At 38.1% G+C, this 26,104-nt stretch carries 23 protein-coding genes; 12 read left to right on the top strand and 11 right to left on the bottom strand.

Going from position 1 to position 26,104, the window contains the following annotated elements; genetic code table 11:
• The first annotated feature begins 99 nt into the window (after window positions 1–99).
• From DO88_RS10660 to DO88_RS10680, 5 genes are all read left to right on the top strand, one after another.
• Window positions 100–564 carry an acyl-CoA thioesterase gene (locus tag DO88_RS10660; RefSeq protein WP_007375777.1) on the top strand — a complete coding sequence of 155 codons (465 nt, stop codon included), beginning with the start codon at window positions 100–102 and terminating at the stop codon, window positions 562–564.
• Window positions 565–833: 269 nt separating this feature from the next.
• Entirely contained in the window at window positions 834–1,403 is a 570-nt protein-coding gene (locus DO88_RS10665; RefSeq protein ID WP_008133741.1) for an outer membrane beta-barrel protein, read from the top strand.
• A gap of 178 nt (window positions 1,404–1,581) precedes the next feature.
• Window positions 1,582–2,286: a tRNA (N6-threonylcarbamoyladenosine(37)-N6)-methyltransferase TrmO gene (tsaA, locus tag DO88_RS10670; protein ID WP_007375775.1), complete on the top strand. Its 705-nt coding sequence runs from the start codon at window positions 1,582–1,584 to the stop codon at window positions 2,284–2,286.
• A gap of 89 nt (window positions 2,287–2,375) precedes the next feature.
• Window positions 2,376–4,100, top strand: a complete 1,725-nt coding sequence (locus tag DO88_RS10675; protein ID WP_007375774.1) for a proline--tRNA ligase — start codon at window positions 2,376–2,378, stop codon at window positions 4,098–4,100.
• A 233-nt stretch (window positions 4,101–4,333) separates the two neighbouring features.
• Window positions 4,334–5,179 (top strand): UDP-2,3-diacylglucosamine diphosphatase, encoded by an 846-nt coding sequence (locus tag DO88_RS10680; protein ID WP_033039051.1) that lies wholly within the window; start codon window positions 4,334–4,336, stop codon window positions 5,177–5,179.
• Window positions 5,180–5,208: 29 nt separating this feature from the next.
• Here DO88_RS10680 and DO88_RS10685 read toward each other — a convergent pair whose 3' ends face one another.
• The 4 genes from DO88_RS10685 to DO88_RS10700 form a co-directional block, all read right to left on the bottom strand.
• Window positions 5,209–8,211, bottom strand: a complete 3,003-nt coding sequence (locus DO88_RS10685) for an ATP-binding protein (RefSeq protein WP_033039127.1) — start codon at window positions 8,209–8,211, stop codon at window positions 5,209–5,211.
• 1,095 nt (window positions 8,212–9,306) lie between these two features.
• Window positions 9,307–10,515: an ABC transporter permease gene (locus tag DO88_RS10690; RefSeq protein WP_033039050.1), complete on the bottom strand. Its 1,209-nt coding sequence runs from the start codon at window positions 10,513–10,515 to the stop codon at window positions 9,307–9,309.
• On the bottom strand, window positions 10,508–11,296 hold the full coding sequence (locus DO88_RS10695) for an ABC transporter ATP-binding protein (protein ID WP_033039048.1): 789 nt from the start codon (window positions 11,294–11,296) through the stop codon (window positions 10,508–10,510). The genes DO88_RS10690 and DO88_RS10695 overlap by 8 nt, the downstream gene beginning before the upstream one ends.
• A complete protein-coding gene (locus DO88_RS10700; RefSeq protein WP_033039046.1) occupies window positions 11,293–12,105 on the bottom strand; it encodes a DUF3025 domain-containing protein in 813 nt (270 codons plus the stop codon). The genes DO88_RS10695 and DO88_RS10700 overlap by 4 nt, the downstream gene beginning before the upstream one ends.
• Window positions 12,106–12,218: 113 nt before the next feature.
• Here DO88_RS10700 and DO88_RS10705 point away from each other — a divergent pair, with 113 nt between their 5' ends.
• Both DO88_RS10705 and DO88_RS10710 read left to right on the top strand, forming a co-directional pair.
• The gene (locus DO88_RS10705) at window positions 12,219–13,844 is read left to right on the top strand and encodes a M28 family metallopeptidase (RefSeq protein ID WP_033039042.1); all 1,626 of its coding nucleotides are present in this window, start codon (window positions 12,219–12,221) and stop codon (window positions 13,842–13,844) included.
• 242 nt (window positions 13,845–14,086) lie between these two features.
• Window positions 14,087–15,262, top strand: a complete 1,176-nt coding sequence (locus DO88_RS10710) for a putative manganese transporter (RefSeq protein ID WP_033039039.1) — start codon at window positions 14,087–14,089, stop codon at window positions 15,260–15,262.
• A 69-nt stretch (window positions 15,263–15,331) separates the two neighbouring features.
• On the opposite strand, the gene DO88_RS10715 is transcribed toward DO88_RS10710, so the two are convergent.
• The 7 genes from DO88_RS10715 to seqA all read right to left on the bottom strand — a co-directional run bounded on the left by DO88_RS10715 (window position 15,332) and on the right by seqA (window position 23,314).
• The gene (locus tag DO88_RS10715; RefSeq protein WP_033014910.1) at window positions 15,332–15,691 is read right to left on the bottom strand and encodes a DUF805 domain-containing protein; all 360 of its coding nucleotides are present in this window, start codon (window positions 15,689–15,691) and stop codon (window positions 15,332–15,334) included.
• 153 nt (window positions 15,692–15,844) lie between these two features.
• Window positions 15,845–17,431 (bottom strand): dihydrolipoyllysine-residue acetyltransferase, encoded by a 1,587-nt coding sequence (locus DO88_RS10720; protein ID WP_033039037.1) that lies wholly within the window; start codon window positions 17,429–17,431, stop codon window positions 15,845–15,847.
• Window positions 17,432–17,439: 8 nt separating this feature from the next.
• Window positions 17,440–18,417, bottom strand: a complete 978-nt coding sequence (locus tag DO88_RS10725; RefSeq protein WP_033028368.1) for an alpha-ketoacid dehydrogenase subunit beta — start codon at window positions 18,415–18,417, stop codon at window positions 17,440–17,442.
• The gene (locus DO88_RS10730; protein WP_033028369.1) at window positions 18,417–19,631 is read right to left on the bottom strand and encodes a thiamine pyrophosphate-dependent dehydrogenase E1 component subunit alpha; all 1,215 of its coding nucleotides are present in this window, start codon (window positions 19,629–19,631) and stop codon (window positions 18,417–18,419) included. Before DO88_RS10730 ends, DO88_RS10725 begins: the two co-directional genes overlap by 1 nt.
• A 265-nt stretch (window positions 19,632–19,896) precedes the next feature.
• Window positions 19,897–20,949 carry a succinylglutamate desuccinylase gene (gene astE, locus DO88_RS10735; protein ID WP_033039035.1) on the bottom strand — a complete coding sequence of 351 codons (1,053 nt, stop codon included), beginning with the start codon at window positions 20,947–20,949 and terminating at the stop codon, window positions 19,897–19,899.
• A 121-nt stretch (window positions 20,950–21,070) separates the two neighbouring features.
• The gene (gene pgm / locus DO88_RS10740; RefSeq protein ID WP_033039033.1) at window positions 21,071–22,708 is read right to left on the bottom strand and encodes a phosphoglucomutase (alpha-D-glucose-1,6-bisphosphate-dependent); all 1,638 of its coding nucleotides are present in this window, start codon (window positions 22,706–22,708) and stop codon (window positions 21,071–21,073) included.
• A 9-nt stretch (window positions 22,709–22,717) separates the two neighbouring features.
• Window positions 22,718–23,314 carry a replication initiation negative regulator SeqA gene (seqA, locus tag DO88_RS10745; protein WP_007375759.1) on the bottom strand — a complete coding sequence of 199 codons (597 nt, stop codon included), beginning with the start codon at window positions 23,312–23,314 and terminating at the stop codon, window positions 22,718–22,720.
• 220 nt (window positions 23,315–23,534) lie between these two features.
• Here seqA and DO88_RS10750 point away from each other — a divergent pair, with 220 nt between their 5' ends.
• The 5 genes from DO88_RS10750 (at window position 23,535) to fur (ending at window position 26,072) form a co-directional block, all read left to right on the top strand.
• Entirely contained in the window at window positions 23,535–24,302 is a 768-nt protein-coding gene (locus DO88_RS10750; protein ID WP_008133719.1) for an alpha/beta fold hydrolase, read from the top strand.
• Between the two features lie 95 nt (window positions 24,303–24,397).
• A complete protein-coding gene (locus DO88_RS10755; RefSeq protein ID WP_002962930.1) occupies window positions 24,398–24,619 on the top strand; it encodes a DUF2788 domain-containing protein in 222 nt (73 codons plus the stop codon).
• Window positions 24,620–24,621: 2 nt separating this feature from the next.
• Entirely contained in the window at window positions 24,622–24,900 is a 279-nt protein-coding gene (ybfE, locus tag DO88_RS10760) for a LexA regulated protein (RefSeq protein WP_002962928.1), read from the top strand.
• 14 nt (window positions 24,901–24,914) lie between these two features.
• Window positions 24,915–25,442: a flavodoxin FldA gene (gene fldA / locus DO88_RS10765; protein ID WP_007375757.1), complete on the top strand. Its 528-nt coding sequence runs from the start codon at window positions 24,915–24,917 to the stop codon at window positions 25,440–25,442.
• 186 nt (window positions 25,443–25,628) lie between these two features.
• Window positions 25,629–26,072, top strand: coding sequence for a ferric iron uptake transcriptional regulator (gene fur / locus DO88_RS10770; protein WP_002962922.1), 444 nt, complete (start codon window positions 25,629–25,631; stop codon window positions 26,070–26,072).
• Window positions 26,073–26,104: the final 32 nt, after the last annotated feature.

Raw genomic sequence — 26,104 nt, 5'->3', positions numbered from 1 at the left:
TTTTTTACATATAAATTATAAACATATCCTAAATTGCAGGGGCTTCGGCCCCTTTTTTGCGCTATGCTCATATGCAGTATTAATAAATGAGTAATATCTATGCCGTCGTCAAAAGTTGTTTTTCGTTTTTTAGCAGAGCCTACCGATGTAAATTTTGGTGGTAAAGTTCATGGTGGAGTCGTCATGAAGTGGATTGACCAAGCTGGTTATGCATGTGCAGCTGGCTGGAGTGGTCATTATTGTGTGACTGTGTCAGTTGCTGGGGTTAAATTTAGACGTCCAATATTAGTAGGGCAAATTGTCGAAGTAGAAGCTAAAATAGCGCATACCGGTAAAACAAGTATGCAGATATTTATTCAAGTACGTTGTGGCGATCCAAAAACACAAAATATGGTTGAAACAAATCACTGTGTTATAAGTTTTGTCGCAATGGATGAAACGGGTTATCCAGTAGAAGTGCCTGAATTTAAAGCTGTGACAGACGAAGATTTAAAATTAGAAAACTACGCTATTAAAATGAAAGAAATAGCAATTGAAACTGAAAACCTGTTACACAATGTATAACTTTTAGCTGTTCTGTAAATTCAAAATGTAGCTGTGTAAAAAACTCATGTTGTTTTGTAAAACGTACAAAACTGTTTAGAAAACAAATCACTACAAAAGCTCGCGTTGCTTAAAAACCAAACAACCCCTTGCGATAACCAGTACTAAAGTAGGTATTATGAGGGGTTTTTACTTGTTTTTAAAATTGGCATGTTCACTGCACTTATTAAATTGAAGTTTGATTGACTTAATCGAACATTAATTTTTAATTTGTAAAGGAGCTATTCACAATGATTAAAACACTTTCTCTTTCTGCACTTGCATTAGCAACACTGGGTTTTAACACAGCAGCACACGCTGATATTTCTGATTTTGATTCTCCACGTATTTATACTGGTATCGGTTACGGTCAATATTCTTTTGAGTTTGAAGACAGTGACAACGACACTGACTTTGACGACGATGCACAAATGCTCAAAGGGTATGTTGGTACTCAATTTAACGAGTACTTAAGCTTAGAGCTTGCTTACCAAAACTTTGATGAAGTTAGTGACATAGACAGTAAAGCTGAGATTGATGGCGTATCACTTGCCGCACGCCTAGGGCTTCCTCTATCTGAAAGCTTCACTGTATACGCAAAAGGTGGTTGGCTTGAATGGGACGCAGACTACACACAAGACTTACCAGTAGGAAGTATATCAACCTCTACAGATGGTGGAGATGCGTTTTACGGTGCAGGTATTGAATATGCGCTTACAACAAATGTTCAATTTCGCTTAGAGTATGAACGTTACAAACTTGACGATGATATTGATCCAGACATGGATGTAGCATCTGTATCAGTTCAATACATGTTTTAATGAGTCTTTAACATGTATTAAAAGGGTAAGCTTAAGAGCTTACCCTTTTTTGTTTTAAGACCTGTTAATTTTCATCATATAAACCAAGCAGCCTATAAATAATAAACTTATTCACATTAATGCCATAGCCGCTAAATAAAGGTAGAATAGCGCTCTATTTTATTTGTATCCGAGTACTATGAGCGATTATACCATTTCGGCTATTGGCCACATTGAATCCCCTTATAAACAAAAGTTTGCTATACCTAGGCAACCTCGTTTAGTGCCACAAGCCAAGGCAAAACTTATTTTTGCACCTGATTTTAATCGCGAAGAGTTTGTACGTGGTTTAGATGAATTTACTCATATTTGGTTATTATTTCGTTTTCATGAAACGGCCGATAAAGGTTATTCTGCCATGGTTCGCCCACCTCGTTTAGGTGGCAATGAACGAAAAGGTGTATTTGCTACACGCGCTACATTTAGACCAAACGCGATTGGTATGAGCGCAGTAAAGCTCGAAGGTATTGAGTATAAAAACGGACAACTTAGTTTATTACTCGCTGGCATTGATTTACTTGATGGCACACCCATTATCGATATTAAACCGTACTTACCTTATTCAGATGCTATGTTTGACGCCAGTGCTGGCTTTGCAGATACACGCCCAGAAACACAAATGACGGTTGAATTTAGCCCTCAGGCAATTGAGTTTGTTGATGCGCAAACACAGTACCCAGATTTACATGATTTTATAGCTAATGTTTTAAAACAAGATCCCCGCCCTGCCTATAAAAAACAAAAAGATGGCGAGCAAAGCTACGGTATGACTTTGTACAATTATAATATTCGCTGGCAAGTCAATGGCGAGCATAACCTAGTAACAAGCATAGAAAAAAACTAAATAACTCACTTAGCGCTTTAGTGTAAAAGCATCCGCTGTTAAACTTAAGCTCTATTAAAAGAACATAATTACTCTATTTCGGAAAAAACATGCGTACAAGCCAATATATACTCGCAACACTTAAAGAAACGCCATCAGATGCTGAAATCGTATCACATCAGTTAATGCTTAGAGCCGGTATGATCCGTCGCGTCGCTTCGGGTTTATACACTTGGTTACCCTCTGGTTTACGTGTGCTACGTAAAGTAGAAAACATTGTACGTGAAGAGATGGACAAAGCTGGCGCCATTGAAATGCTAATGCCAGTTATTCAACCGGCTGATTTGTGGGAAGAGTCTGGTCGTTGGAATGAGTTTGGTCCTGAGCTAATGCGCTTTACTGATCGTCATAACCGTACATTTGCACTTGGACCAACGCACGAGGAAGTGATTACTGATTTCGTTCGTAAAGAAATTAATAGCTATAAACAGTTACCAGTTACTTTATACCAAGTACAAACTAAAGTACGCGACGAACGCCGTCCTCGCTTTGGTGTGATGCGTGCTCGTGAATTTACAATGAAGGATGCCTACTCTTTTCACCTAAGTGAAGAATGTTTAGATGCAACATATCAAGCGATGCACAAGGCATATTGTAATATTTTTGAGCGCTTAGGTCTTGATTACCGTCCTGTTATCGCAGATACAGGCTCTATCGGCGGAAGCGTATCGCATGAGTTTCATGTACTTGCTGAATCAGGTGAAGATGCCATTGCATTTAGTGATGGTAGTGACTACGCCGCTAATATTGAAAAAGCAGAGGCGCTTGCACCAAACGATCCACGCCCTGAAGCATCAAAAGAGCTTAAAGCGTTTCCAACTCCTGACGCTAAAACGATTAACGAGCTTAAAAAACACTACGGCGTTAAGCCACATCGCGGTGTTAAAACGTTAATTGTTTATGGTACGCCTGATGAAAACGAAGTACGTGGTCTTGTAGCCTTAGTACTGCGTGGCGATCACGAATTAAATGAACTAAAAGCTGAAAAGCACCCGTTAGTAGACTCTCCGCTAGAAATGGCAACAGAGGCTGATATTGTTGCTGCGATTGGTGCAAGACCTGGTTCACTTGGCCCGGTTGGCCTGTCGATGCCAATTATTGTTGATAGAACGGCTAACGTACTTGCTGATTTTGTTGCCGGTGCTAATAAAGATGACGAGCATTACAGCGGCATTAACTGGGATCGTGATGTAACTAATTATGAAGTTGCTGATATCCGTAATATTGTTGAAGGCGATATGAGCCCATGTGGCCAAGGCGTTTTACAAATTAAACGTGGTATTGAAGTTGGGCATATTTTCCAGCTTGGCACTAAATACTCACAAGCAATGAAAGCGGGCGTATTAAACGAAGACGGTAAAAACCAAACAATGACCATGGGTTGTTACGGTATTGGTGTTTCACGTATTGTTGCTGCTGCTATAGAGCAAAACAACGATCAATACGGGATCATTTGGCCAAAATCAATCGCGCCATTCGATTTAGCAATTGTGCCAATGAACATGCACAAATCGCATCGTATTCCTGATATTGCAAATGACCTTTACCAAGGTTTAAAAGATGCAGGTCTTGATGTGTTATTTGATGACCGTAAAGAGCGCCCTGGTGTTATGTTTAACGATATGGAACTCATTGGTGTGCCATTTACGCTAGTAATTGGTGAGCGCAACCTTGACGAAAACAAAGTTGAGCTTAAAAACCGCCGCACCGGTGAAAAGCTAATGATTGATATCGACACAGCAATTGATGCAATTAAAGCGGCTGTTAAAGGTTAATAACACGCACGCTTAAAATAGACTAAAAGGCCGCATTTAAAATGCGGCCTTTTTGATGAGCGATAATAGCAATGCATAATAATAGCTGCTCAATGACTCACCTTTTCTAGCTTTGTAGAAATCTTTTAATTACGTGCCTTGGTGTAAATTGTCATGGAGGCTTCGCTAAAGTGTCTCATAAGTGTCATTAGATTTATCTACAGTGTTTAATTATTACACTATGGATGACGGGCATGACAAACAATCAACTGCGTAAAAAACAACATTATCCAGCCATTTGGATATCTGATGTTCATTTAGGTTACAAAGATTGTAAAGCTGATTACTTACTTGATTTTTTAAACTCGGTAGAATCCGATACACTTTATTTAGTCGGTGATATTATCGATTTATGGTCAATGAAACGTCAGTTTTATTGGCACTCTTCACATTATCAAGTATTAAATTCTATACAACAAAAAGCAGCTAATGGGACACGCGTCATTTATATTCCCGGTAATCACGATGAGACGTTTCGTAACTACGTTGATCAAACTTTATTCGGTGTTGAGGTCCATCAGCAGTTTATTCACACCACTAAAGCTAATAAACGATTCTTGCTAGTTCATGGTGATGAATTTGATATCGCAACTCGCTATAACAAACTCATTAGCATAGCTGGTGATGCCGGATACGACTTTTTATTATTTTTAAATCGTTGGATAAATCGTATACGTAAAGTATTTGGTGGGAATTACTACTCACTTGCCGCGTGGATCAAAGCGCGAGTACACAAAGCCCGTGAAGCTATTGAAGCCTTTGAGGATGCCGCTATCCGCGAAGCTAAAAAACAAAAAGTAGATGGTATTATTTGTGGGCATATTCACCACCCTAAAATAAAAGTGGATGATGGAATTGTGTATTGCAACGATGGGGATTGGATTGAGAGCTGCACGGCACTTGTAGAGCAAAAAGATGGAAAAATTGAGTTATTACATTGGTCAGATACGCAAACCGTGCTCGACAGTGCTGATATTACAAAACTAGCTGCACCGATAGTCAGCTCAGTAGAAGCTAAACCAAAAAAATCAGCTGCATAGCAGCTGAACACTTACACAATGGATGTGATTCAGTTTAACCAAGTCAATAGCTTACTCTTTAGCGTTTGTGGCTTTATTGGCTTAGTAATATAATCGTTCATCCCTGCAGCTAAACAGCGCTCTCTGTCACCTTCCATCGCACTTGCTGTCATAGCAATAATTGGCACATACGAATATTCACTTCCCGCTTTACCACTTCTTATTGCGCTAGTAGTATCGTAACCGTTGAGATTTGGCATTTGACAATCCATTAAAATAATATCGAAGGTTTGACCCTCATGTAGTTTTAATACCTCTAATGCTTCTAAGCCATCTGATGCCGTGGTTATTTTTACTTTCGTATGTTTTAAAATAGCTTTAGCAACTTCAACGTTGATCATATTATCATCAACTAATAATACGTTAAAATTCGATAAGTCTGGCTCTATAGGTTCTTCAATTAAATGGTTAGCTGCTGCAACCACAAGTTCATTATTTGCGCCGAATAAACTCGCTAACTTGTAGCTAAACTGATCTTGGGTAAGTGGTTTATTTAAAATATGGTTATATTCGGCCACTATCGTAGACTGCTTGTTTACTACCATATCACGTAAAATCAGCACATATTTCTTATCATATTGATTACAAAAACTAATGAGGGCATCAATTTGTGGATGCTCATCATCTATAATTAATAAGTCGGCATCAAATGCACTATGTCCACTAAAATAATCTAAGCGGACAATTTTATCCTTATCTATTTTACACGCGTGTACTAGTAAATTTGTGACGTTGTTAAATACGTTATCACGCGCAATTAATGTTGCCACGTTAATTGATGTCGCTAATTCAATGCTCGTATTTAACTTTTTCTGCTGTGCAACATGCAACTCTACCGTAGCAATAAAAACACTGCCAATCCCTTTTTTACTAGTAACCGTAATATTACCTCCCATCAACTGGGCTAACTTTTTGCAAATAGATAAACCTAAACCTGTTCCACCAAAGTGACGAGTCGTACTTGAATCCTCTTGTGTAAACACCTCGAATAATCTATCTAAATTTTCAGGAGCAATACCAATCCCGGTATCTTTGATCGTAAAACTCATTAACAGTTTAGAATTGGTGATGTACTTAGAGCCAATTGTTAAGCTAACCTCACCTTTGTGGGTAAACTTAAAGGCATTATTAACTAAGTTTATCAAAATTTGTTTTAAGCGGTGACTGTCACCAATCACCATCCGGTCGATAACGTCTTTTGTATCTAAAAAAACTTCAAGTCCTTTTCGTTGTCCTTGCAATGCTAAAGAAGTAATCATATCACTGCATACGGTGACAACATCAAAAGTATGATTATCAATATCGAGTTTTCCGGCTTCAATTTTAGAGAAGTCTAAGATGTCATTAATTAAGTTCATTAATGAATGTGCACTGCTGTTAGCTAATTTTAAATAATGATGCTGTTGCTCAGATAGCCCCTCCTCTTTTAACATTTCTAGCATGCCTAATACGCCGTTCATTGGGGTACGAATTTCATGAGAAATGTTAGCAACAAAGTCACTTTTTGCTTGGCTCGCTGCTAGGGCTTGATCTATAGCGCGTTCTAGTTCTATGGTTCTTTGGGATACTTTAAGCTCTAAAGTACTATTTAAACCTTCAAGTTCTGATTGTATGTTTTTCAGTGAAGTAATATTTCTTAAAATCGCAGCAACTTGATAGCGGTTGTTATACACATCAAAAATACTACTGAGTGTTATCGAATAAAATTGCTTGTTACCAAATGCATCAGTATAAATAGCTTCGAAGGGCATTTTTGCCCCATCAATTATAGTTTCTTCAATACAATTAATATCCGCTTTATTTAAGTTGAATAGTGAAATGAAATCGTTTTCTTTGTCCTCTAGAGCACTGCCAAATACATTTTTAGCCGTGTTATTAAAATGAACAATTTGTCCCGTTTCTTCAATTGTAAAAATAGCGTCCAAAGAATTTTCTATTACTTTGTTATTTTGCTCTTTCAATGAATGTATAAGTAATTTACGGTTTATGAATCTTTGATATATAGAGGTTATTATTAAAAATATGCTAAAAAACACTACGAGTAAAATAATGAAATTTTGTCGCCTTTCACTCACTTTCAATAATAAATCATGAGTATTTAAGCTAACAGCTAATTCAAGAGGGAGCATCGCGATATCTCCTTCAAAATAAATCCGTTTTTTTAAGTAGTATTGTTGAGGGTAACTATTTATTGGCAGTGTATTGCCAACAGACATTTCTTCGGCTTCATTAAATTCATCATCCCAAGTCCTACTTTGGTTAAACTCAAAGCCAAATCGTAAGTCAGTATCTGGATGGTATAAAAATTCACCTTCATTATTCATTAAGTAAATAGCAATGCCCTTTGGAGACTCTACAATTAAGCTTTTAAATAATTCGTCTGCAAAATAATTAGTGACTAGTACTGCAAACACTTGCTTATGTTCGTCGAAAACAGGTTTAGCAACTCGAAAAGTACTAATGTAAGGCTGCTGTATTTCGCCATTTTCTCGATTGTAATTTATAGGGGAAATGTAAACTGAATTTGCATCTAATATACTGGCTTTAATTACGTAGTCACGTTGTCCTTTTTGTTGTAATTGTTCTCCATCGAGCCTAACTAGGCTGCCGAGCTCAGTGCGATCGACCCTAACAACTTCTCGGCCACCGTCTGCTAGTGTAATATAACGTGCCTGTAATATGCTTTCGTCTGTGCGCATAAAACCCGAAAATATACTTGCTAAGCGCTCTTGCCAGACCGCAATTGGCGTACCCAATAGTGGATCTATCAATTTATGTTCTGAGGCGCGAGAAATACCTTGGATTGGTGGTGTAGCATCTAGAAATCGGATAGCAGTAACGCTGTCTTTAAAGTGCTTTTTTAAAGACAGCGTTTTTGTTTCTGATTCTCTTTTTAATTCAATTTGAGCCGTATTATAAACGTCACTTCTTACTTTTTTCTCAAATAAATAAAGCGAGGGTAATGAAATAACTATAAATGTTATTACTACCAAAAGTATCAGCTTGTTATTTTTTGTGCTTCTTAAAAAAATATTCTTTTTTAACATTTACTTTCGCCACTAAATTGAACTACTAAACAGTATAGAGTATTAAACAATTAAATATCCTAAAAACCAGAGCTTACAGGTCTATAAGGGGTAATTTTCAATATTTAGCTTTTAGTTACTTAAAGATTGATAATCTGAGATGGCATCGTAAATCCATTTATGTATTAACCGTGCAATTATTTTATTAGTAACGGGTAACTATTTACGTATAGTTTTTCAGCATTACGCCCTGTTTATCATTCAAGATTGAAATTTGTTCAGTCAAGGGCCTATATCGCGGCACATGGTTTATAACCTTTGGGCTAGCTAGCTGCTCCTGCGTTACCTTACTGACTTACATTAAGAATAAGTAAAATGTCTGCAGATTACTAACGCGCTTTACCTATCTCAATATAAGCGGCAAAGAGTCAATAGTCATAAGTCATAAGTCATAAGTCATAAGGGAGAATGCAATTGGCAGCGTATGTTTGACATTTATGCTGCGCTATCGCCTATTTATAAATAATCCCTTATAAGTAACACCACATTATTTAGGCTGTATTTTGACTAAAAAACAGGTCTATTTTTGAGATTTTACCCACAAAAGTTCAACACGCCTAACTTAAATTAATAAACACCGAGGTAATTATAAGCATAGAGTACGTTAATACGTTCTGAACATTGGGAACTAATGACCATGAGAGCAACATTCGTAAACAGCTGTTTAAAAGGTTTTTTATACCAATCCGCAATAATACTTAATCAATTTCAGGGATTAAATCTGACTTTAACTGCGTTAAAATTCCTGTTATACGACTGCATGGATGCAGGAGGTAGGAGGTAGAGCAATTAGTGATAACAATTAAATAAAGAAACTTTTGCTTTGTTATCAACATAATTTTCTTACTTCAAAATAGGTCACGTAATTAAGGGTATTGGTGTTATTGATGATTTCCATAATTAAAATCAACATATAAAAATAGCAGCTAAACGCTGCTATAAAACTTAAATAGACGCTTACTGGCTTTGGTAATAAATTACCAAAGCCAGAATAACTTTATATCATCTAAAAAGTACATCTTCGCGATTAAACCACTTAACGCAAAAGGCCAGTAGCCCTGCTGCAATGATTGCAGTGGCTAAAAATATTAAGCCTATGAATGTGTAATCAACAGTCCCTTTTACTATTTCTTTAATCGCTAAAGCCACGTTTGTAACTGGAATAAATGCTGTTTTAGCAGTGAGTTCCATATTTGGCATTATTGAAATAATAATAGGGAAAAATACGCCCATACTAAGTGGTGCCATATAGTTTTGCGCTTCTTTAAACGTGCGAGCATAGATAGATATAGCCAGAGCTAAAGCCGAAAATATAGCTGCAACCGGTAATAATAGTAAAAATATCATCAGTAAGTCGGTAACTGCTAATGTACTAAATGCCGCTTTAATAAAATCAAGATCGGCAAATGCGATCGACAATGCTATCCAACAGCCCATACTTAAGACGGTTATGGTTGTGGAGGCAATGGATGTAGTTAACAAGGTTATAAATTTACCAAGCACCAGCTCTGTGCGCGTAATAGGTGTAAGTAGGAGTGTTTCTAGTGTGCCGCGTTCTTTTTCGCCAGCGCCTAAATCAATAGCGGGATAAGTTGCCCCCATCAATACTAATGGAATAAGTAGGTAAGGTAAAAACCCGCCAATTTTTTCGCCAAGGTTTTCACGTTTATCGGCTGTATCTACTTTTATGACTTCAATTGGATTAAGAATAGATTTTTGAACAGACTCTTCAATACCAAAACTGATTAGCTTTTGAGTTTGCAGCACGTCACTGTATTCTTTTGCGAGCTCTTTAACGCGTTCGAATAAAAAGTTGATAGATTTTGAATCGTTAAAAACAACCTGCCACTGGCTTTGTTTTCCATCGTCCAATGTTTGCACAGCATGACTTGGTAAATAAATACCCATATCAATATCGCCAGCGATTACACCTGCTTTAAGCTCATCAATATTGTTAAAGGTTTTATCCCCTTTATAAAGCTCAAAACTTTTGTGATAAAACACTTTATCTGTAAACTCTTGTGCGTAGTCACCGTTGATAATCGCGTAAGTATTTACTTTTTGCTCAGCGTCCATTGCAGCTTGCGAGCTTATAAATGCCATTACGGCAAACAATAACGGAAATATAGCAACAGGGAGCGCGACTACAAATAATAGCGTTTTTTTATCGCGTAATAACTCTCTTAATTCCTTTTTAAATACCTCAAACATCATGTTTCTCCGTTAATATGTTCATAAACGCTTGGTTAAGCTCATCACTATTGCCTGCTTGTTTAAACTCTTCTACTGTCCCGTCAAAACAGCTAATACCTTCGTTAATTACAGCGACTCGGTCACATAAAAGGGCTACTTCATCTAGATGATGGGTTGAGAAAATAACAGGCGTCCCTTGCGCCTTTAGACCCTTAATAAATTTAATAACGGTTTGTGTTGTCATTATATCAAGGCCCGTTGTTGGCTCATCAAGCACCACAACTGCTGGGCGATGAACAACTGCACGCGCTATATTTGCTTTTTGCTTCATACCTGTTGAAAGGTTTTCTGCCCGTTTATCTACAAATTTGTGCATGTCTAGCAATGTAAATAGCTCATCACAACGCGATGTAATATCGCTTTTGCTCATACCGTGGAGCTTTGCAAAATACTCTATATTTTCTTTTACAGTTAAGCGGCCATACAACCCCGTAGAGCCTGATAAAAATCCAATAGACTTACGCCCTAGTAGCGGTTTTTTTACAATATCGTTTCCGGCAATCGTTATTGAGCCTTCATCGGGCTTTAACGCGGTTGAAATCATTCTAAGTGTCGTCGTTTTACCCGCACCATTTGGGCCGAGCAATCCAAGTACCTCACCTTTAGCGCAACTAAAATTAACGTCTCGTACTGAGTGAAAGTAGTCTTTATCTTCACGAGGATCGATGTCGTCTATTTTATTTTTTTTGTGATCTTTAGTTAGCTTAAATTTCTTTTTAAGCCCAGCAACTTCTATCATGTTCGCATCCTTCGTTTCGCTCTAAAATAATCTGTATTGTTGTAAAAAGAGTCGTCTTTGTTTTCGTCATGCCAGCCAGGCACACCTAATAAAGGCAGTGGTGAAAGCTTTTTGTTATCGGCTAAGCAGTTATCTGTATTAATCATCTCATAAAGGGCTTGGTCAAGGTACTGGTATTGAGTTACTAAATCTTTACAAAATATTTCATTAGGTACACAAACAAATAATGCTTTACCCGTTAAACCTATATAAGGCTTTGTTAGCATTTCATAATTAGCATGACCAAACATAAAAGGTTTTATTGTTTTACCCCACTCATGTTTGTGTTCAACAAATGCAGTTTTCCATTGGTGATCACAAAGCCACTGCTGCCATTTACTTTCACTTATAGCCAATACAACGCCACATTCATCAAAAAGCGTTAGTGCATTACGATGCTTAGTACGTTGTTGCAGTCCATGCTCAGCTATATCTTGTACATGTCTATGGTTTATTAACGCTTTGGTTTTAGGAAATAAACACCATATAAACCCACCGAACAAGTCATGCCAATTTTCACTGCGTGTAGGCACAACACCCATCTCAAAAATTACTTGCTCGTAATACCGATCGCCAAAGTCTACCTTTGCATCTTCTTCAAAAGTAATAGGGATATTATTCTCATTCATAGCGGTTAAAAATGGAGAAAACCACTGCGGCGCCGGCCAATCTGTCAGTTCGTTAACTTTAAATAGCTCACGTAAATGCGCAAATGCACCTGTTTCTAAACTACTGATTTGCCACTGCTCGGGGGGAGTAAAACGCTTCATTTAAACCTTTAACAATTTATGCCTATAATTTACGAGAAGTTTACCGCAAAAACTGGTTCTGCTTAATAGAAGTTAATATACTAATCACAACTTAAAACAAAAAAAGAGCTGACATGAAACATTATTTCTCTCTCACACTCCTCGCTACGGCTGTTTTAGCAGGTTGCGCAACAACAAGTATTACCCCTACTGATGTAACAAATGGTTATAACAGTATTCAAGCTGATGAATTGGCTAAACATGTAAAAGTACTCGCATCGGATGAGTTTGGTGGCCGTGCTCCTTCATCACCTGGCGAAAAGCTAACGCTTGATTATTTAACTGCGCAGTTTAAAGCTTTAGGCTTAGAACCCGGTAATGGCGACAGTTACTTACAAGAAGTGCCATTGGTTTCTTTAGAAGCTGATTCGAACATGGTGCTTAGTATTGGTGGTAAAGACTATCAATATAAAAAAGACATGGTTATGGGTAGCAGCCGCATTAGCGCACAAGAAGGCATAGAAAATTCTGAACTTGTATTTGTGGGCTACGGTGTTAATGCACCTGAATACAATTGGAATGATTACGAAGGATTAGACGTTAAGGGCAAAACGGTTGTAATGCTGGTTAACGATCCGGGCTTTGCAACAAAAGACCCTGCTTTATTTACTGGCGACGCAATGACTTATTATGGTCGTTGGACATACAAATATGAAGAAGCAAGTCGACAAGGTGCAGCTGGCGCAATTATTATTCACGAAACAGCACCTGCGTCATACCCATGGTCAGTAGTTGAAAACTCTTGGAGCGGTGAGCAGTTTGGTTTTCAAAAAGAAAACAATAATATGGATCGTGTAGCCGTTGAAGGCTGGGTTACAACTGACGTAGCAAAAGAGCTTTTCACTAAAGCAGGTTTAGATTTTGATACTGCGAAAGAAAACGCAGCTAAAGGTGCTTACCATGTTGATATGGGCGATTTAACTGCTTCTGTTAATGTTAAAAATACGATTAAAAAATCAGTGTCGTATAACTTTATCGCCACGTTACCAGGAAGCGAGCAACCAGATGAGCACGTTATTTACTCAGCTCATTGGGATCACTTAGGTACGGATAAAACACGTAAAGGCGATCAAATTTATAACGGTGCTCATGACAACGCAACGGGTACAGCTGGGCTAATTGAAGTAGCTGAAGCCTTTACTAAGTTACCTAAGCACCCTAGCCGTTCAATGACATTTTTAGCGGTAACTGCTGAAGAGCAAGGCTTACTTGGCTCTAAATACTATGCAGCAAACCCAGTAATTGCAGCGAATAAAACAGTCGCTAACATAAACATGGATAGCTTAAATTTATTAGGCAAAGTAAAAGACATGAATGTGGTTGGTATTGGTAAATCACAAATGGATGAGTTTTTAGCAACTGCAGCTAAAGAGCAAGGCAGAACAATATCAGGCGATCCTAAACCGTCATCTGGTGGCTATTACCGCTCTGATCACTTTGCATTTGCTAACATGGGTATTCCAGCCATGTACGCCGGTGGCGGCACAGTAGCTGCTGATGAAGAAACGGCTAATTACCGTAAACGTATGAGCTTAGTACTTCGCGGTTGTTACCATCAACCATGTGATCGTTATAGAGATGAATGGGATTTATCGGGTGCTGTTCAAGACTTACAATTGTTTTATAAAGTAGGTTTTGATATTTCTGAGCAAGAGCAATGGCCAACGTGGAATACAAATTCAGAATTTCAACGTAAATAATATAAGTCGTGTTTACCATCAAAGGTTAAATTTACAGCGATGTGTTTTTTATTTTTAGGTTAGGTAGCCTATTGTGGTTATAACCCACAAGTAGGTGATATTGACACATAAATGGATACGCACATTGTTTTATTTTAATCGGAAATTCAAACAAGCATTCGACTTAATTAATGCAAATGATATTGATTATCGTTTAATTAAAATATACAGTGTGACTTAGATAATTTATTAGGTCGCATTGTATGATTCTACTCTCTCACTTTGGTTTAATAACTCCCGCGTCAAGACAGTTTATAGGCCAAAACAAACGTTTATTGCTACCTTTATTTATATTGGTTTGCTTAGCATTACCTACCTTACGTGAAATTACTGTGATTGCGTTAAGCGATGCTTTTTTTCAAGTGAGTGTGTTTGTTGCTGCTACCCTTTTGATTTATTACTACGCTATAGAGCATTTACCTCAACTAGAGCTGAGTTATTTAAGTGCTAAGTCGCCTATTTTAGAAATTAGTTTTGCTGCTGTTTTAGGTGCATTACCTGGCTGTGGTGGCGCTATTATAGTTGTTACGCAGTTTACTAAAGGTCAAGCGAGCTTTGGCTCTATTGTTGCGGTGCTAACAGCAACGATGGGCGATGCTGCTTTTTTGCTACTTGCCACACGCCCTACTGAAGGTTTAATTATTATGGGGATAGGATTAACTGTCGGTATAGTAAGTGGATTACTTGTTAATGCAATGCACAGTAAAGATTTTTTACGCCCAACAGCGCAAGAACAAAAACATCAAATTAAAATTTTACCCACTAATATTATTAAAATTAGTAAACCTGTGTGGATGATAACAATTGTACCTAGCTTAATCATTGCTTTCTTAATTGCATTTAATGTCGACTTCACAAAATTTGGCACAAATATAGATACTATGATCAGTTTTTTTGGTGCCGCAATGGCACTCTTTGTTGTCAGTATTTGGGCATTTTCGTCAAAGGGTGAAAGTTATAAAGAAGTGACCTCAGAAGATGATACGTGCAATCCTCCTTCTAAAATAATTAAAGTATTACAAGACACACACTTTGTAACTGCATGGGTAGTAGCCTCTTTTATGTTATTTGAAATTTTAGTCAATATTGCAGGACTGAACTTAAAAACGTGGTTTGTACATTACGCCTATTTAGCACCGCTTATTGCAGTTGTTATTGGGTTTTTACCTGGCTGTGGCCCGCAAATAATTGTCACTACATTGTATATTCAAGGCATTATTCCCTTTAGTGCTTTAGCAGGAAACGCGATTTCTAACGATGGTGATGCGTTATTTCCAGCAATAGCAATGGCTCCTAGAGCTGCAGTGATAGCTACGCTTTATACATCTATTCCCGCTTTACTTGTAGGCTATGGACTCTATTTTTTGGTTGATATCTAAAGATATACTGTAAATTATAAACACAAAAAAGCTCAGCAATTGCTGAGCTTTTTGCTAAAACATAGTAACTTACTCTGCTGCCACAAAACCTTCTTTAGGGTTTTGGCCAAAATCGTTTTCACCTTCGTGAGAATCTTGCGCTAAAAAGATAATTATAACTATCCAACCAATAATAGGTACTAACCAAAGTAGCTGCCACCAACCAGAGCGGCCAGTATCATGAAGGCGACGAGCACCGGCGCTTAATTGAGGAATTAATAGTGCAAGGCTATAAATAGTGCCAATAAGAGCTATACCAAGTACTTCATCAACTACTGATAATGCTAAAGCGATTAAAAAGTTAATCAAATAAAACATCCAAAAAGCTTTGCGGCGATTACGACCTGAAAAATCTGCGTAGCTACGCAACGCATCCATATAATATTCCATAATAATATTCCTTAATGTTATTTTTTATATTCCCTAATGGGCTTGATTTCAATTACTTTTTAGTAACAATTGTATCTTAATTAAAAACAGTTCATATTAAAACAAAAAACCAGCTTAAAGCTGGTTTTTTATTACACATTAACAATTGAGTTATTAACTCATTGCCATCATCATTGCCGAAGGATTTTCTAAGTACGATTTCCATAGGTTATTAAAACGAGCAATAGTCCCGCCATCAATAACGCGATGATCGCCAGACCAACTCACTTGCATAATAGCTTTACTCACAACTTGCCCACTTTCGTCAAAACGTGGTAGATGCTGTAGTTTACCAAGCGCAACAATAGCCACTTCTGGTTTATTAATGATAGGGGTTGCGATAGTGCCGCCAATTGCACCAATATTAGAGATGCTAATCGTCCCACCTTTTAAATCATCCGGTGCAACACGCCCTTCTCGCGCTGAATGAGTTAAGCGAGTTAAATCATTTGCCACATCTACAATGCTTTTACTCTGACACGATTTGATATTAGGGACTAACAAGCCAATTTTTGAATCAACCGCTATACCAATATTATGATCGCTATAATAGGTAAGCTCTGAGCAATCATCATTCACTTTTGAATTAAGTACAGGGTACTCTTTCATTGCTAGCGAAAGTGCTTTTACAAAAAATGGCATCATGGTGAGCTTTACGCCTTGTGCTTTGTACTGCTCTTTTAAGGAGCTGCGCAAAGCTATAAGCTGTGTTAAGTCTATTTCATCACTAAACGTAAAGTGCGGAATAGTTGAAACCGATGCCACCATTTGCTTGGCCATGGCCGCTTTAATGCCTTTAATTTGCTCTACTCGTACACCACCGCTTTGATTCTGTGTTTGGTTTTGTACTGCACTTTGAGAAGCATCGCTATTAAGCGGTGAAGTATCAATAGTATTTGGCACTTCGCCTTTTACAAACTCTTCAATATCTTGCTTGTAAATACGGCCATTTTTTCCACTACCTGGAACGCACGTTAAATCAACATCTAGCTCACGTGCTTTACGACGAACCGCGGGGGATGCAACCGCTTTTTGATTGATAACTTTAGCAGCTTGCTGCGTTTTAACAGAGGCAACTTTTTCAGCGACGGCATTAGTTTGAGCCTTTACGACCGCTTGGTTTATATCAACACTTGGCTTTACTGCACTGCCTGCAATTGTCATTTGAAACAACGGGCTATGTACTTTTGCTATTTCACCTTTTTGGTAATATAACTTTTGCACTGTGCCTGTATATTTTGCCGGAATTTGTACTAATGCTTTGTCGGTCATTACGTCACAAACCGCTTGGTCTTCTTCTATTTCATCGCCTTCTGCGACTAACCAATCAACAATCTCACATTCGACAATACCTTCACCAATATCAGGTAGTATAAAGTCCTCAACTACATCAGATACATTGTTATTAGTTTGATTTTCAGCTTGAACTGGCTCCTCTACTACTTCATTACTCGTACTATCACCACTTACATCCATAGCAAATAAAGGTGCATGTACTTTAGCAATTTCACCTTTTTGATAATATAGCTTTGAAATAATGCCATCATGCACTGCCGGAATTTGTACTAATGCTTTGTCTGTCATCACATCACAAATTGGCTGATCCTCAGATACGGTATCGCCTTCTTGAACTAGCCACTCAACAACTTCGCATTCAACAATGCCTTCACCAATATCGGGTAATATAAAATCTTTAGCCATGGTAACCCCTAAAAATCCATTGATTGTTTAATTGCAGCCAACACTTTTAGTGCGTCCGGTACGTATTCTTTTTCAAGTGCCAACGGGTATGGTGTATCTAGGCCACATACACGTAAAATTGGCGACTCTAAATGCAAGAAACACGCTTGTTGTATTGTTGCTGCTATCTCGGCACCAAAGCCATTAGTTATGGGCGCTTCATGACTCACGATTAAACGGCCGGTTTTAATAACCGATTTAGCAATCGTTTCAACATCCCATGGTAAAATACTACGAAGATCTATTACTTCACAGCTTATACCTTGCTCGCTTGCTTGCTGTGCAGCCGCTTCAATAATCTCCATTTGAGCACCCCACGCTAAAAGCGTAATATCGGTACCCTCTTGTACTACTTCAGCCGTGCCTAGTTCAATACTGTAATCTTCTTCAGGTACTTCGCCTGTTGATGCACGATATAAACGCTTAGGCTCAAAAAATATGACCGGGTTATCATCTTTAATTGCAGCACGTAATAAACCTTTAGCCTGATAAGGGTTACGCGGTACAACCACTTTTAAGCCCGGTGTATGCGCAAAATAAGCTTCGGGTGATTGCGAGTGATATAAGCCACCTGCAATACCACCGCCATAAGGCGTACGAATAGTTAAGTTACCCACATTAAATTCATTACCACTGCGATAACGAAATTTAGCAGCTTCATTTACTATTTGATCGAACGCTGGAAAAATATAATCAGCGAATTGAATTTCTGCCAATGCAGGTGCACCAAATGCCGCTAAACCATTAGCAAAACCTAAAATACCTTGCTCGGTTAAAGGCGTATTAAAAACACGATGTTTACCGTACTTTTCTTGCAAGCCTGATGTTGCTCTAAATACACCACCGAAGTAACCAACATCTTCACCAAAAATACAGGCTTGAGGGTGTTCATCCATCGTAATATCGAGGGCAGAGTTAATTGCGTGGAGCATGTTCATTTTAGCCATTACTTAATTCTCCCTGCGGTTACTGGGTAAGCATTTGGATGCTGTTTTATATGTTCTTTTAATTGCTCGTACTGGCGTTGCAATAATGGAATTGGTGTATCGTAAACGTCAGATACCAGTTCTTCTAAAGCGGGCTTTGCAACAACTTCAGCACGTTTAAGCGCTGCTAAAATTTCTTCACGAATCGACTCTTTTGCTTTTATATCGTCTTCTTCGTTTAACCAGTCTTGTTTGACCAGCCATTTTCTAAATTTATCAATAGGACAGGTTTGATTATTTGCTTCTTCATCTTTAGATCGATAACCACTTGGATCGTCTGACGTAGAATGCGCGCCTAATCGATAAGCAATTGATTCAATAAGTACAGGTTCACCTTGTGTTGAGGCTATTTCACGTGCTTTTTTAGTCGCTGCATACACAGCAAGTGCATCTGTGCCATCAACACGAATTGTTTTAATACCATAACCAACACCACGCGAGGCGATACCATCGCCTTTAAATTGCTCATCAGCAGGGGTAGATATGGCATAGCCGTTATTACGTGCAAAAAATATAACCGGCGCTCTGTGAACAGCGGCCATATTTAAACCGGCATGAAAGTCACCTTCTGATGCAGCACCTTCGCCAAAGTAACAAATAGTCACATTATCAATTGTGCTGGCAAGCTCGCCTGTTTTAGCGTCGATGTGCTTTATTTTTTGGCCATATGCATAACCCGTTGCTTGTGGTATTTGCGTACCCAATGGCGATGAAATCGTCATGTAGTTTAGCGCTTTAGAGCCATAATGGATTGGCATTTGGCGACCTTTGCCTAAATCCAATTCATTTGAAAACATTTGGTTCATAAATTGATCAAGTGTAAAACCACGGTAATGCAATGCAGCTTGTTCACGATATTGCGCCATGATCATATCGTCTTGATCAAGTGCAGCAGCAGAGGCTGTAACTGCGGCTTCTTCGCCTAGGCATTGCATATAAAAACTAACACGGCCTTGGCGCTGCGCGCCTTGCATACGTTCATCTAACAAACGTATAAAACGCATTGTTTCATATAACTTAATAGCGGTATGTTTTGAAATGTCAGGTGCGGTTGCACTAGGATGGATGTCGCCGTCCTCAGTTAAAATACTAAGGGTTGGAATATTAAGTGCTTGGCCATCAATAAATTCAAGCGCGTGGTTAATATTCAGCGATACGTTATTTGGATTACTCATAACCTACCTTCTTTTGTTGTCGGTAAAACAGTGCCCCTTTAAATTATTATTGTGGGTGATTGTTGCTGGTTAAACTTTGCAACATCTGCACTATCTTTAATTAAAGCTGCCAACACTTTACGTTAACGTAAAGTGTTATTCAACAAATCTGGGACGAAACAAAAGCAAATACTGGCTAAATAAGTGGCAAGTTAACGATACGGTTACTTTAATTAATAGTAATCATATAGTTAACTTTAAGTTACTAGTGGTCTGATGAGTTAAATTAGATGAAATTACTATCAATATCCATTGGAATAACAGTAAGGAGTGCTCTTTGCCCTAATGCTACGCTCGCATTTGGAAAAATAATAGCCTCTCCTTCAACGTCAGCGTAAATCGCTGTATCACCGTCGGTTGCAAGTAGTTCACCTTTCGCAAAGCCAGTAAAGTTCTCAGCATCGTCAGAAAAAGGAAAACTAAAATCGTGCTGCGTTCTATTAATTGTGCGGTGCACTGCAAACAATTCAAAATAGTTTGCATTAAATTCAGGATATTTAACTTCATTTTGACTAATTAATGCAGTTAAGGTTTGCTTTGTTTTTTCAAAGCGGGCCATATCATTTTGGCCAAATGGTTTAACCTGACCCAGCTCTACCGTAAAAGAGTCAGCACCGTGTCTAAATGACGAATAATAGCTAAATGTTGTTGCAGGAGATTTCATCATAAGCACGGTATTTACACCACAGCTCAATAAAAATTGTAACTGCGACTTTTTCCATGGCTTACCATGTAAAAATGGATACACAGCAAACTTTTCGTTTTTAGAGCCTCTAATTGCGGTGTGTAAGTCGTAATGACTTCGGCTGCTGCCTTGCTCACCACGGGCATAAAAATCGCTTACGTACTGCTCAAGCTTTGCAGCGCGGTTTCGCTCATTATTCATTGGTACACCTTCAACTGTATGGTGACCATTAAATAATCTATTTAAGTTTTCTTCTACAAAACGCAGGCCAATATTAATTGATTGTGGATTACCGTAAATAAACAAAACACGCTGCTTAAGTATCAGCTCGCCTTTTATAATTTGTTTAATGAGCGTATCACAAATTTCAATTGGCGCAGTTTCGTTACCATGTACAGCGCTTGAATAAATTACATCTTTGCTTGTTTTAACAGCAGGTTGAAACTCAATTACACCGGTATCGTGTATATTTACACGAGTCCCATTATCTAAAACAAACTCAGCTGCATCTAAATGCCATTCGTTGTCACGACTAAGCGTTAAAAAATCGCCCGTTTGTTTTAATTCATTTAAGTAAGATGGATTGGCTGACATATAATAAGCCCTTTAAAAATAATGTGGGAGTATACTCTTATGCATATATTTTTATAAATACACAAGGTATAGAAACGAAAACGGCTGAATAAATCAGCCGTTTTAAAATTATTAGATTAAGTTAGCTTATAACTGAATCTACAAGCTTTTTAGCTTCTTTTTCAAGTAACGCTAAATGCGCTTCACCTTTAAATGATTCAAGGTATATTTTATAAATATCTTCAGTACCCGATGGACGCGCTGCAAACCAGCCATTTTCAGTGACCACTTTTAAACCACCAATGGCGGCATCGTTACCTGGTGCATGAGTCAATTTTTGCAAAATAGGCTCGCCAGCAAGTGTATATGCTTTAACATCAGAAGCACTCAATGCTTTTAAACGTGATTTTTGACCGCTTGTGGCTGGTGCATCTAGGCGTTTATAAATTGGAGAACCAAACTCTTGTTCTAATTCTTTATAAAGCGCTGATGGCGTTTTACCTGTCACTGCAAGTATTTCTGCAGCGAGTAGCCCCATTATGAAGCCGTCTTTATCTGTACACCATACAGAGCCATCAAAACGTAAGAATGCCGCACCGGCGCTTTCTTCGCCACCAAACGCAAGTTTGCCTTTACTTAAGCCTTCAACAAACCATTTAAAGCCTACGGGTACCTCTTTAACTTTACGGCTGTTACGAGCAGCTACTTTGTCGATCATAGAGCTAGAAACCAATGTTTTACCAATTTCTACGGTTTCATTCCAATCACGGTGTTTAAGTAAGTAATCAATTGCCACTGCTAAGAAGTGGTTTGGATTCATTAAACCATCTGGCGTTACAATACCGTGGCGATCGTAGTCAGGGTCGTTACCAATAGACACATCAAAATCATCTTTTAATGCAATAAGATTCGCCATTGAATAAGGTGATGAACAATCCATACGAATTTTGCCATCTTTATCAAGTGGCATAAAAGCAAAACGTGGGTCAACAACATCATTAACAACGGTTAAATCTAAATTATATTTTTTAGCAATAACAGGCCAAAAATTAATACCCGAACCACCAAGTGGATCGATACCAATTTTGATACCTGCATCGCTAATTGCTTTTAAATTAACGATATTTGCTAAATCATCAATATAAGGAGTCATTAAATCTTCGTAGCGGATAAAACCTGAACGCGATGCTTTAGCGAATGGGAATAACTCAACTTCAACTAAATCTTCTAATAAAAGTTGATTAGCTCTGTCTTCAATCCATTTAGTGACGTCGGTATCAGCAGGTCCGCCATTAGGTGGGTTGTACTTAAAGCCACCATCTTCAGGAGGGTTATGCGACGGGGTAACTACAATCCCGTCTGCAAGCTCATTTGGGTGTAGCTTGTTATGACTAACGATGGCATGACTGATTACAGGTGTTGGTGTAAAGTCACCGTTTTCTTGCGTTATCACTTGCACTTCGTTAGCAACTAAAACTTCAATAGCTGAATTAAATGCAGCCTCACTCAGTGCGTGTGTGTCTTTACCTAAAAATAACGGACCAAAAATATCATTTTGTTTTCTGTAATCACAAATAGCTTGAGTAATCGCCAAAATGTGTGATTCGTTAAATTTAACATCGTAAGAACACCCACGGTGGCCTGATGTACCAAAAGCAACGCAATGCTCAGGATTCTGCTCAAGATCTGGTTCATTTAAATAATAGGCAGATACTAATTTTGGAACATTAACCAGTGCCGATTGTGGAGCAGTTTTACCTGCGCCTGAGTGAATAGCCATTATATTTCCTTACAGGTAATCGCGAATTTTTTCAGCTTGCTCTGCACTGTAACCAAGGCAAAGAGCCACTTCATGAAGCATCATTTTTTTACGCGTTGTATTAGAATTCGTCATAACCCAATATTCACTATCAGTTATGTTTTTAGGATTCATGCTACTGCCGCTATTAACTAAGTCTTCTTTGCTGGTAGCAAAGTAAACACGGTCGCGGCCTTTTATATCTAATACAGCCGAAAAGTCAGTTTTATGTGTACGGTAAAATGCACTTAAAATAAACAAAAAACGTCCAACAACGCCCTTTTGCATTGCCAGCTCTTCTTTATTTAGTACATTAAAAATATTATCACTTTTTTGCTGCACAGGTGCGTGAGCTACAGGTGTTTGTTTTTTTGTAGTCTCAGCAGCCGTTGGGTCTGAGCTTTTTAATGTAGCAGTGGACGTAGTCGCAGTTTGATTGTTTTGAGTTAGTTCTACGTTTGCGGTTAGAATTTTTTCGCCGCTCAGATTTAATAAACGACGTAAAATAGTGGATGCACTTTCACCAATACTTTGCGTATTGCTTGCAATATATTGATATAATTCGTCGTCTATGTCGATTTGTTTCATGTTATTCCTGTCATTACGGGTCACATTTCTTTCTCCCGTGTGATTATACCCAAACCAATCAGAAATGCGAGTTACAACAAGCACTCCCGTAAACATATTAATATTTACTTGATTGTTGTTGATTTAACAAACAAAAGCCCAATTGAATAAATAGTCGCTGTATTTTTTGCTTTTTAGAGCAATGCTCGGCAAACTATGGCCAAATTTTCAGGAGGCTAGTATGCAGTTAAATTACAAGCAACAAGGGCAAGGTCCTAACGTTATTTTGATCCACGGGCTTTTTGGATCATTAGAAAACTTAAATGTTATTGCAAAGCCATTAAGTGAACACTTTAATGTTATAAACGTTGATTTGCGTAACCATGGTCTGTCACCTCATAGCGATGAAATGAATTACCCAGCAATGGCACAAGATATTGTTGAGTTATTAGCCCGTTTAAACATAGACAAGGCCCATTTAGTTGGCCACTCTATGGGTGGTAAAGTGGCAATGGAATTAGCACTTACCCATCCTGAGCTGGTAAATAAATTGGTTGTACTTGATATTGCACCTGTTAGTTACCCCGCTCGCCACACAAAAATACTGCAAGCATTAAAAGCAGTTTCAGCACAATCAATCGACGATCGAAAACAAGCTGATGCAATTATGCAGCCTTTTATCGAAGAGCTTGGAGTTCGACAATTTTTACTTAAAAGCCTCGCTAAAAATGAAGAAGGTCGTTTTGCGTGGCGATTTAACTTAAATGTGCTCAATGAAAAATATTCGACAATCACATCCAATGTTAATGAAAACAATTCTTGTTTATGCGATACTCTTTTCATTAAAGGCAACGATTCTGACTATATTTTGCCCGAACATCGTACTGCAATTACAACACGCTTTAAAAACACCAAGGCTAAAATTATTCATGGAGCAGGTCATTGGCTTCATGCTCAAAAGCCCCTTGCTGTTAATAAAGCGATAAATGACTTTTTAACTGCGATTTAAAGTAATTTTAATCGCGTGTTTTTGATTCTGCGCACTAAATATATCAATATTTATATGCTATAGTACGCGCCGTTTAATTTAAAGGTTATACGTTGATGGTCAGTCAGTTAATTAACGAATTTGATACCCTAGGGTTGTATTTTGGCTTAGCCGGTATTTTCATATTCATCGGCATGGCAATTAAAGACGTACTAAAAAGTGGTAATGTACCAAAGTTCGGACAATACATTGTCTGGGGCGTGCTCTTTTTAGGTTGTTCAGGCTTTATTGCTAAAGGGCTTATTCAAGTATTTTGGCAAGGCGCAGGTGTAGGTTAAGCATGGCGAAGTCAGAAACAGATAGAACTACACTCGATTTATTTGAATACGAAAAACGCCCAGGCAGGCCTAAAACCAATCCCCTTTCACGGGATATGCAGTTAAAGGTAAATAAACGTAATCAAATAAAAAGAGATAAAGCACGTGGTTTAAAACGTGTTGAATTTAAAGTTTCATCACAGTTATATCAAGCATTAAGTGATATGGCAGATGCACAAAATATTAGCCGCAGTGCGCTGATTGAAACGATTTTACAAGAAAGATTGGCTATTGATACATAAAAGGTTTTAAATCCATGGCAAGTGTAGGCATTTTTTTCGGAAGTGACACAGGTAACACAGAACACGTAGCAAAAATGATCCAAAAAGAATTGGGTAAAAAGCTAGTGGCTGTTCATGATATTGCAAAAAGCTCTAAAGAAGAGATAGCTGAATTTGATTTAATCTTATTCGGTATTCCGACTTGGTACTACGGCGAAGCGCAATGTGACTGGGACGACTTTTTCCCTGAGCTTGAGGAAGTGGACTTCGAAGGTAAGCTTGTGGCTATTTTTGGTTGTGGAGACCAAGAAGATTACGCAGAGTACTTTTTAGATGCAATGGGCATGATCAACGATATCGTTACTGAGCGTGGCGCTATTGTTGTGGGCCATTGGCCAAGCGAAAGCTATGACTTTGAAGCGTCTAAAGGCATGGCTGATGAGAAGCACTTTGTAGGCCTGGGTATCGACGAAGACCGTCAACCAGAGCTAACTGAGCAACGTGTTAAAGCATGGTCGGCTCAAGTGTATGAAGAAATGTGTTTAAGTGAATTAGCTGACTAATTTTCTACATATATCGCGAGCTGTTTAAATAACTATCAAACAGTTAGCGATTTAAGCTTTAATAGCAATATAAATCAATTGTTCTTTGCACTTAACGCTTAGGCACGTTATCCTGTTTATTGCTAATGTGTCGTGTACATCTTTGCAAGATGTCTAGTATAACCAAATAAAATTGAGACAGATTTAATGACTGATCATAACTTGGAACTTAAAAAAGCCGGTTTAAAAGTAACTTTACCGCGTATTAAAATATTAGAGATTTTACAATCTCCAGATAACCAACACATCAGTGCTGAAGATGTTTACAAAATTCTTTTGGATCTAGGTGAAGAAATTGGTCTTGCGACTGTATACCGCGTACTTAACCAATTTGATGATGCAGGTATTGTAAGCCGTCATCACTTTGAAGGTGGAAAATCAGTATTTGAACTTTCAGGAAGCACGCACCACGATCATTTAGTATGTCTGAAATGTGGTAAAGTTGTAGAGTTTGAAGATGATATGATTGAACGTCGTCAACTTGAGATTGCTGAAGAAAATGGGATTACCCTTACAAATCATTCTTTGTATTTATACGGTGAGTGTAATGATAAAGCAGCGTGTAAAGAGTTTAGCGACGCAAACAGCTAATAGCGCTTTTTAAAGCAATAAAAAACCTGCTA

Source organism: Pseudoalteromonas sp. S3431, from assembly GCF_000690035.1.
GTDB lineage: Bacteria > Pseudomonadota > Gammaproteobacteria > Enterobacterales > Alteromonadaceae > Pseudoalteromonas > Pseudoalteromonas fuliginea.
This window is presented reverse-complemented; position numbering and strand designations above follow the sequence as displayed.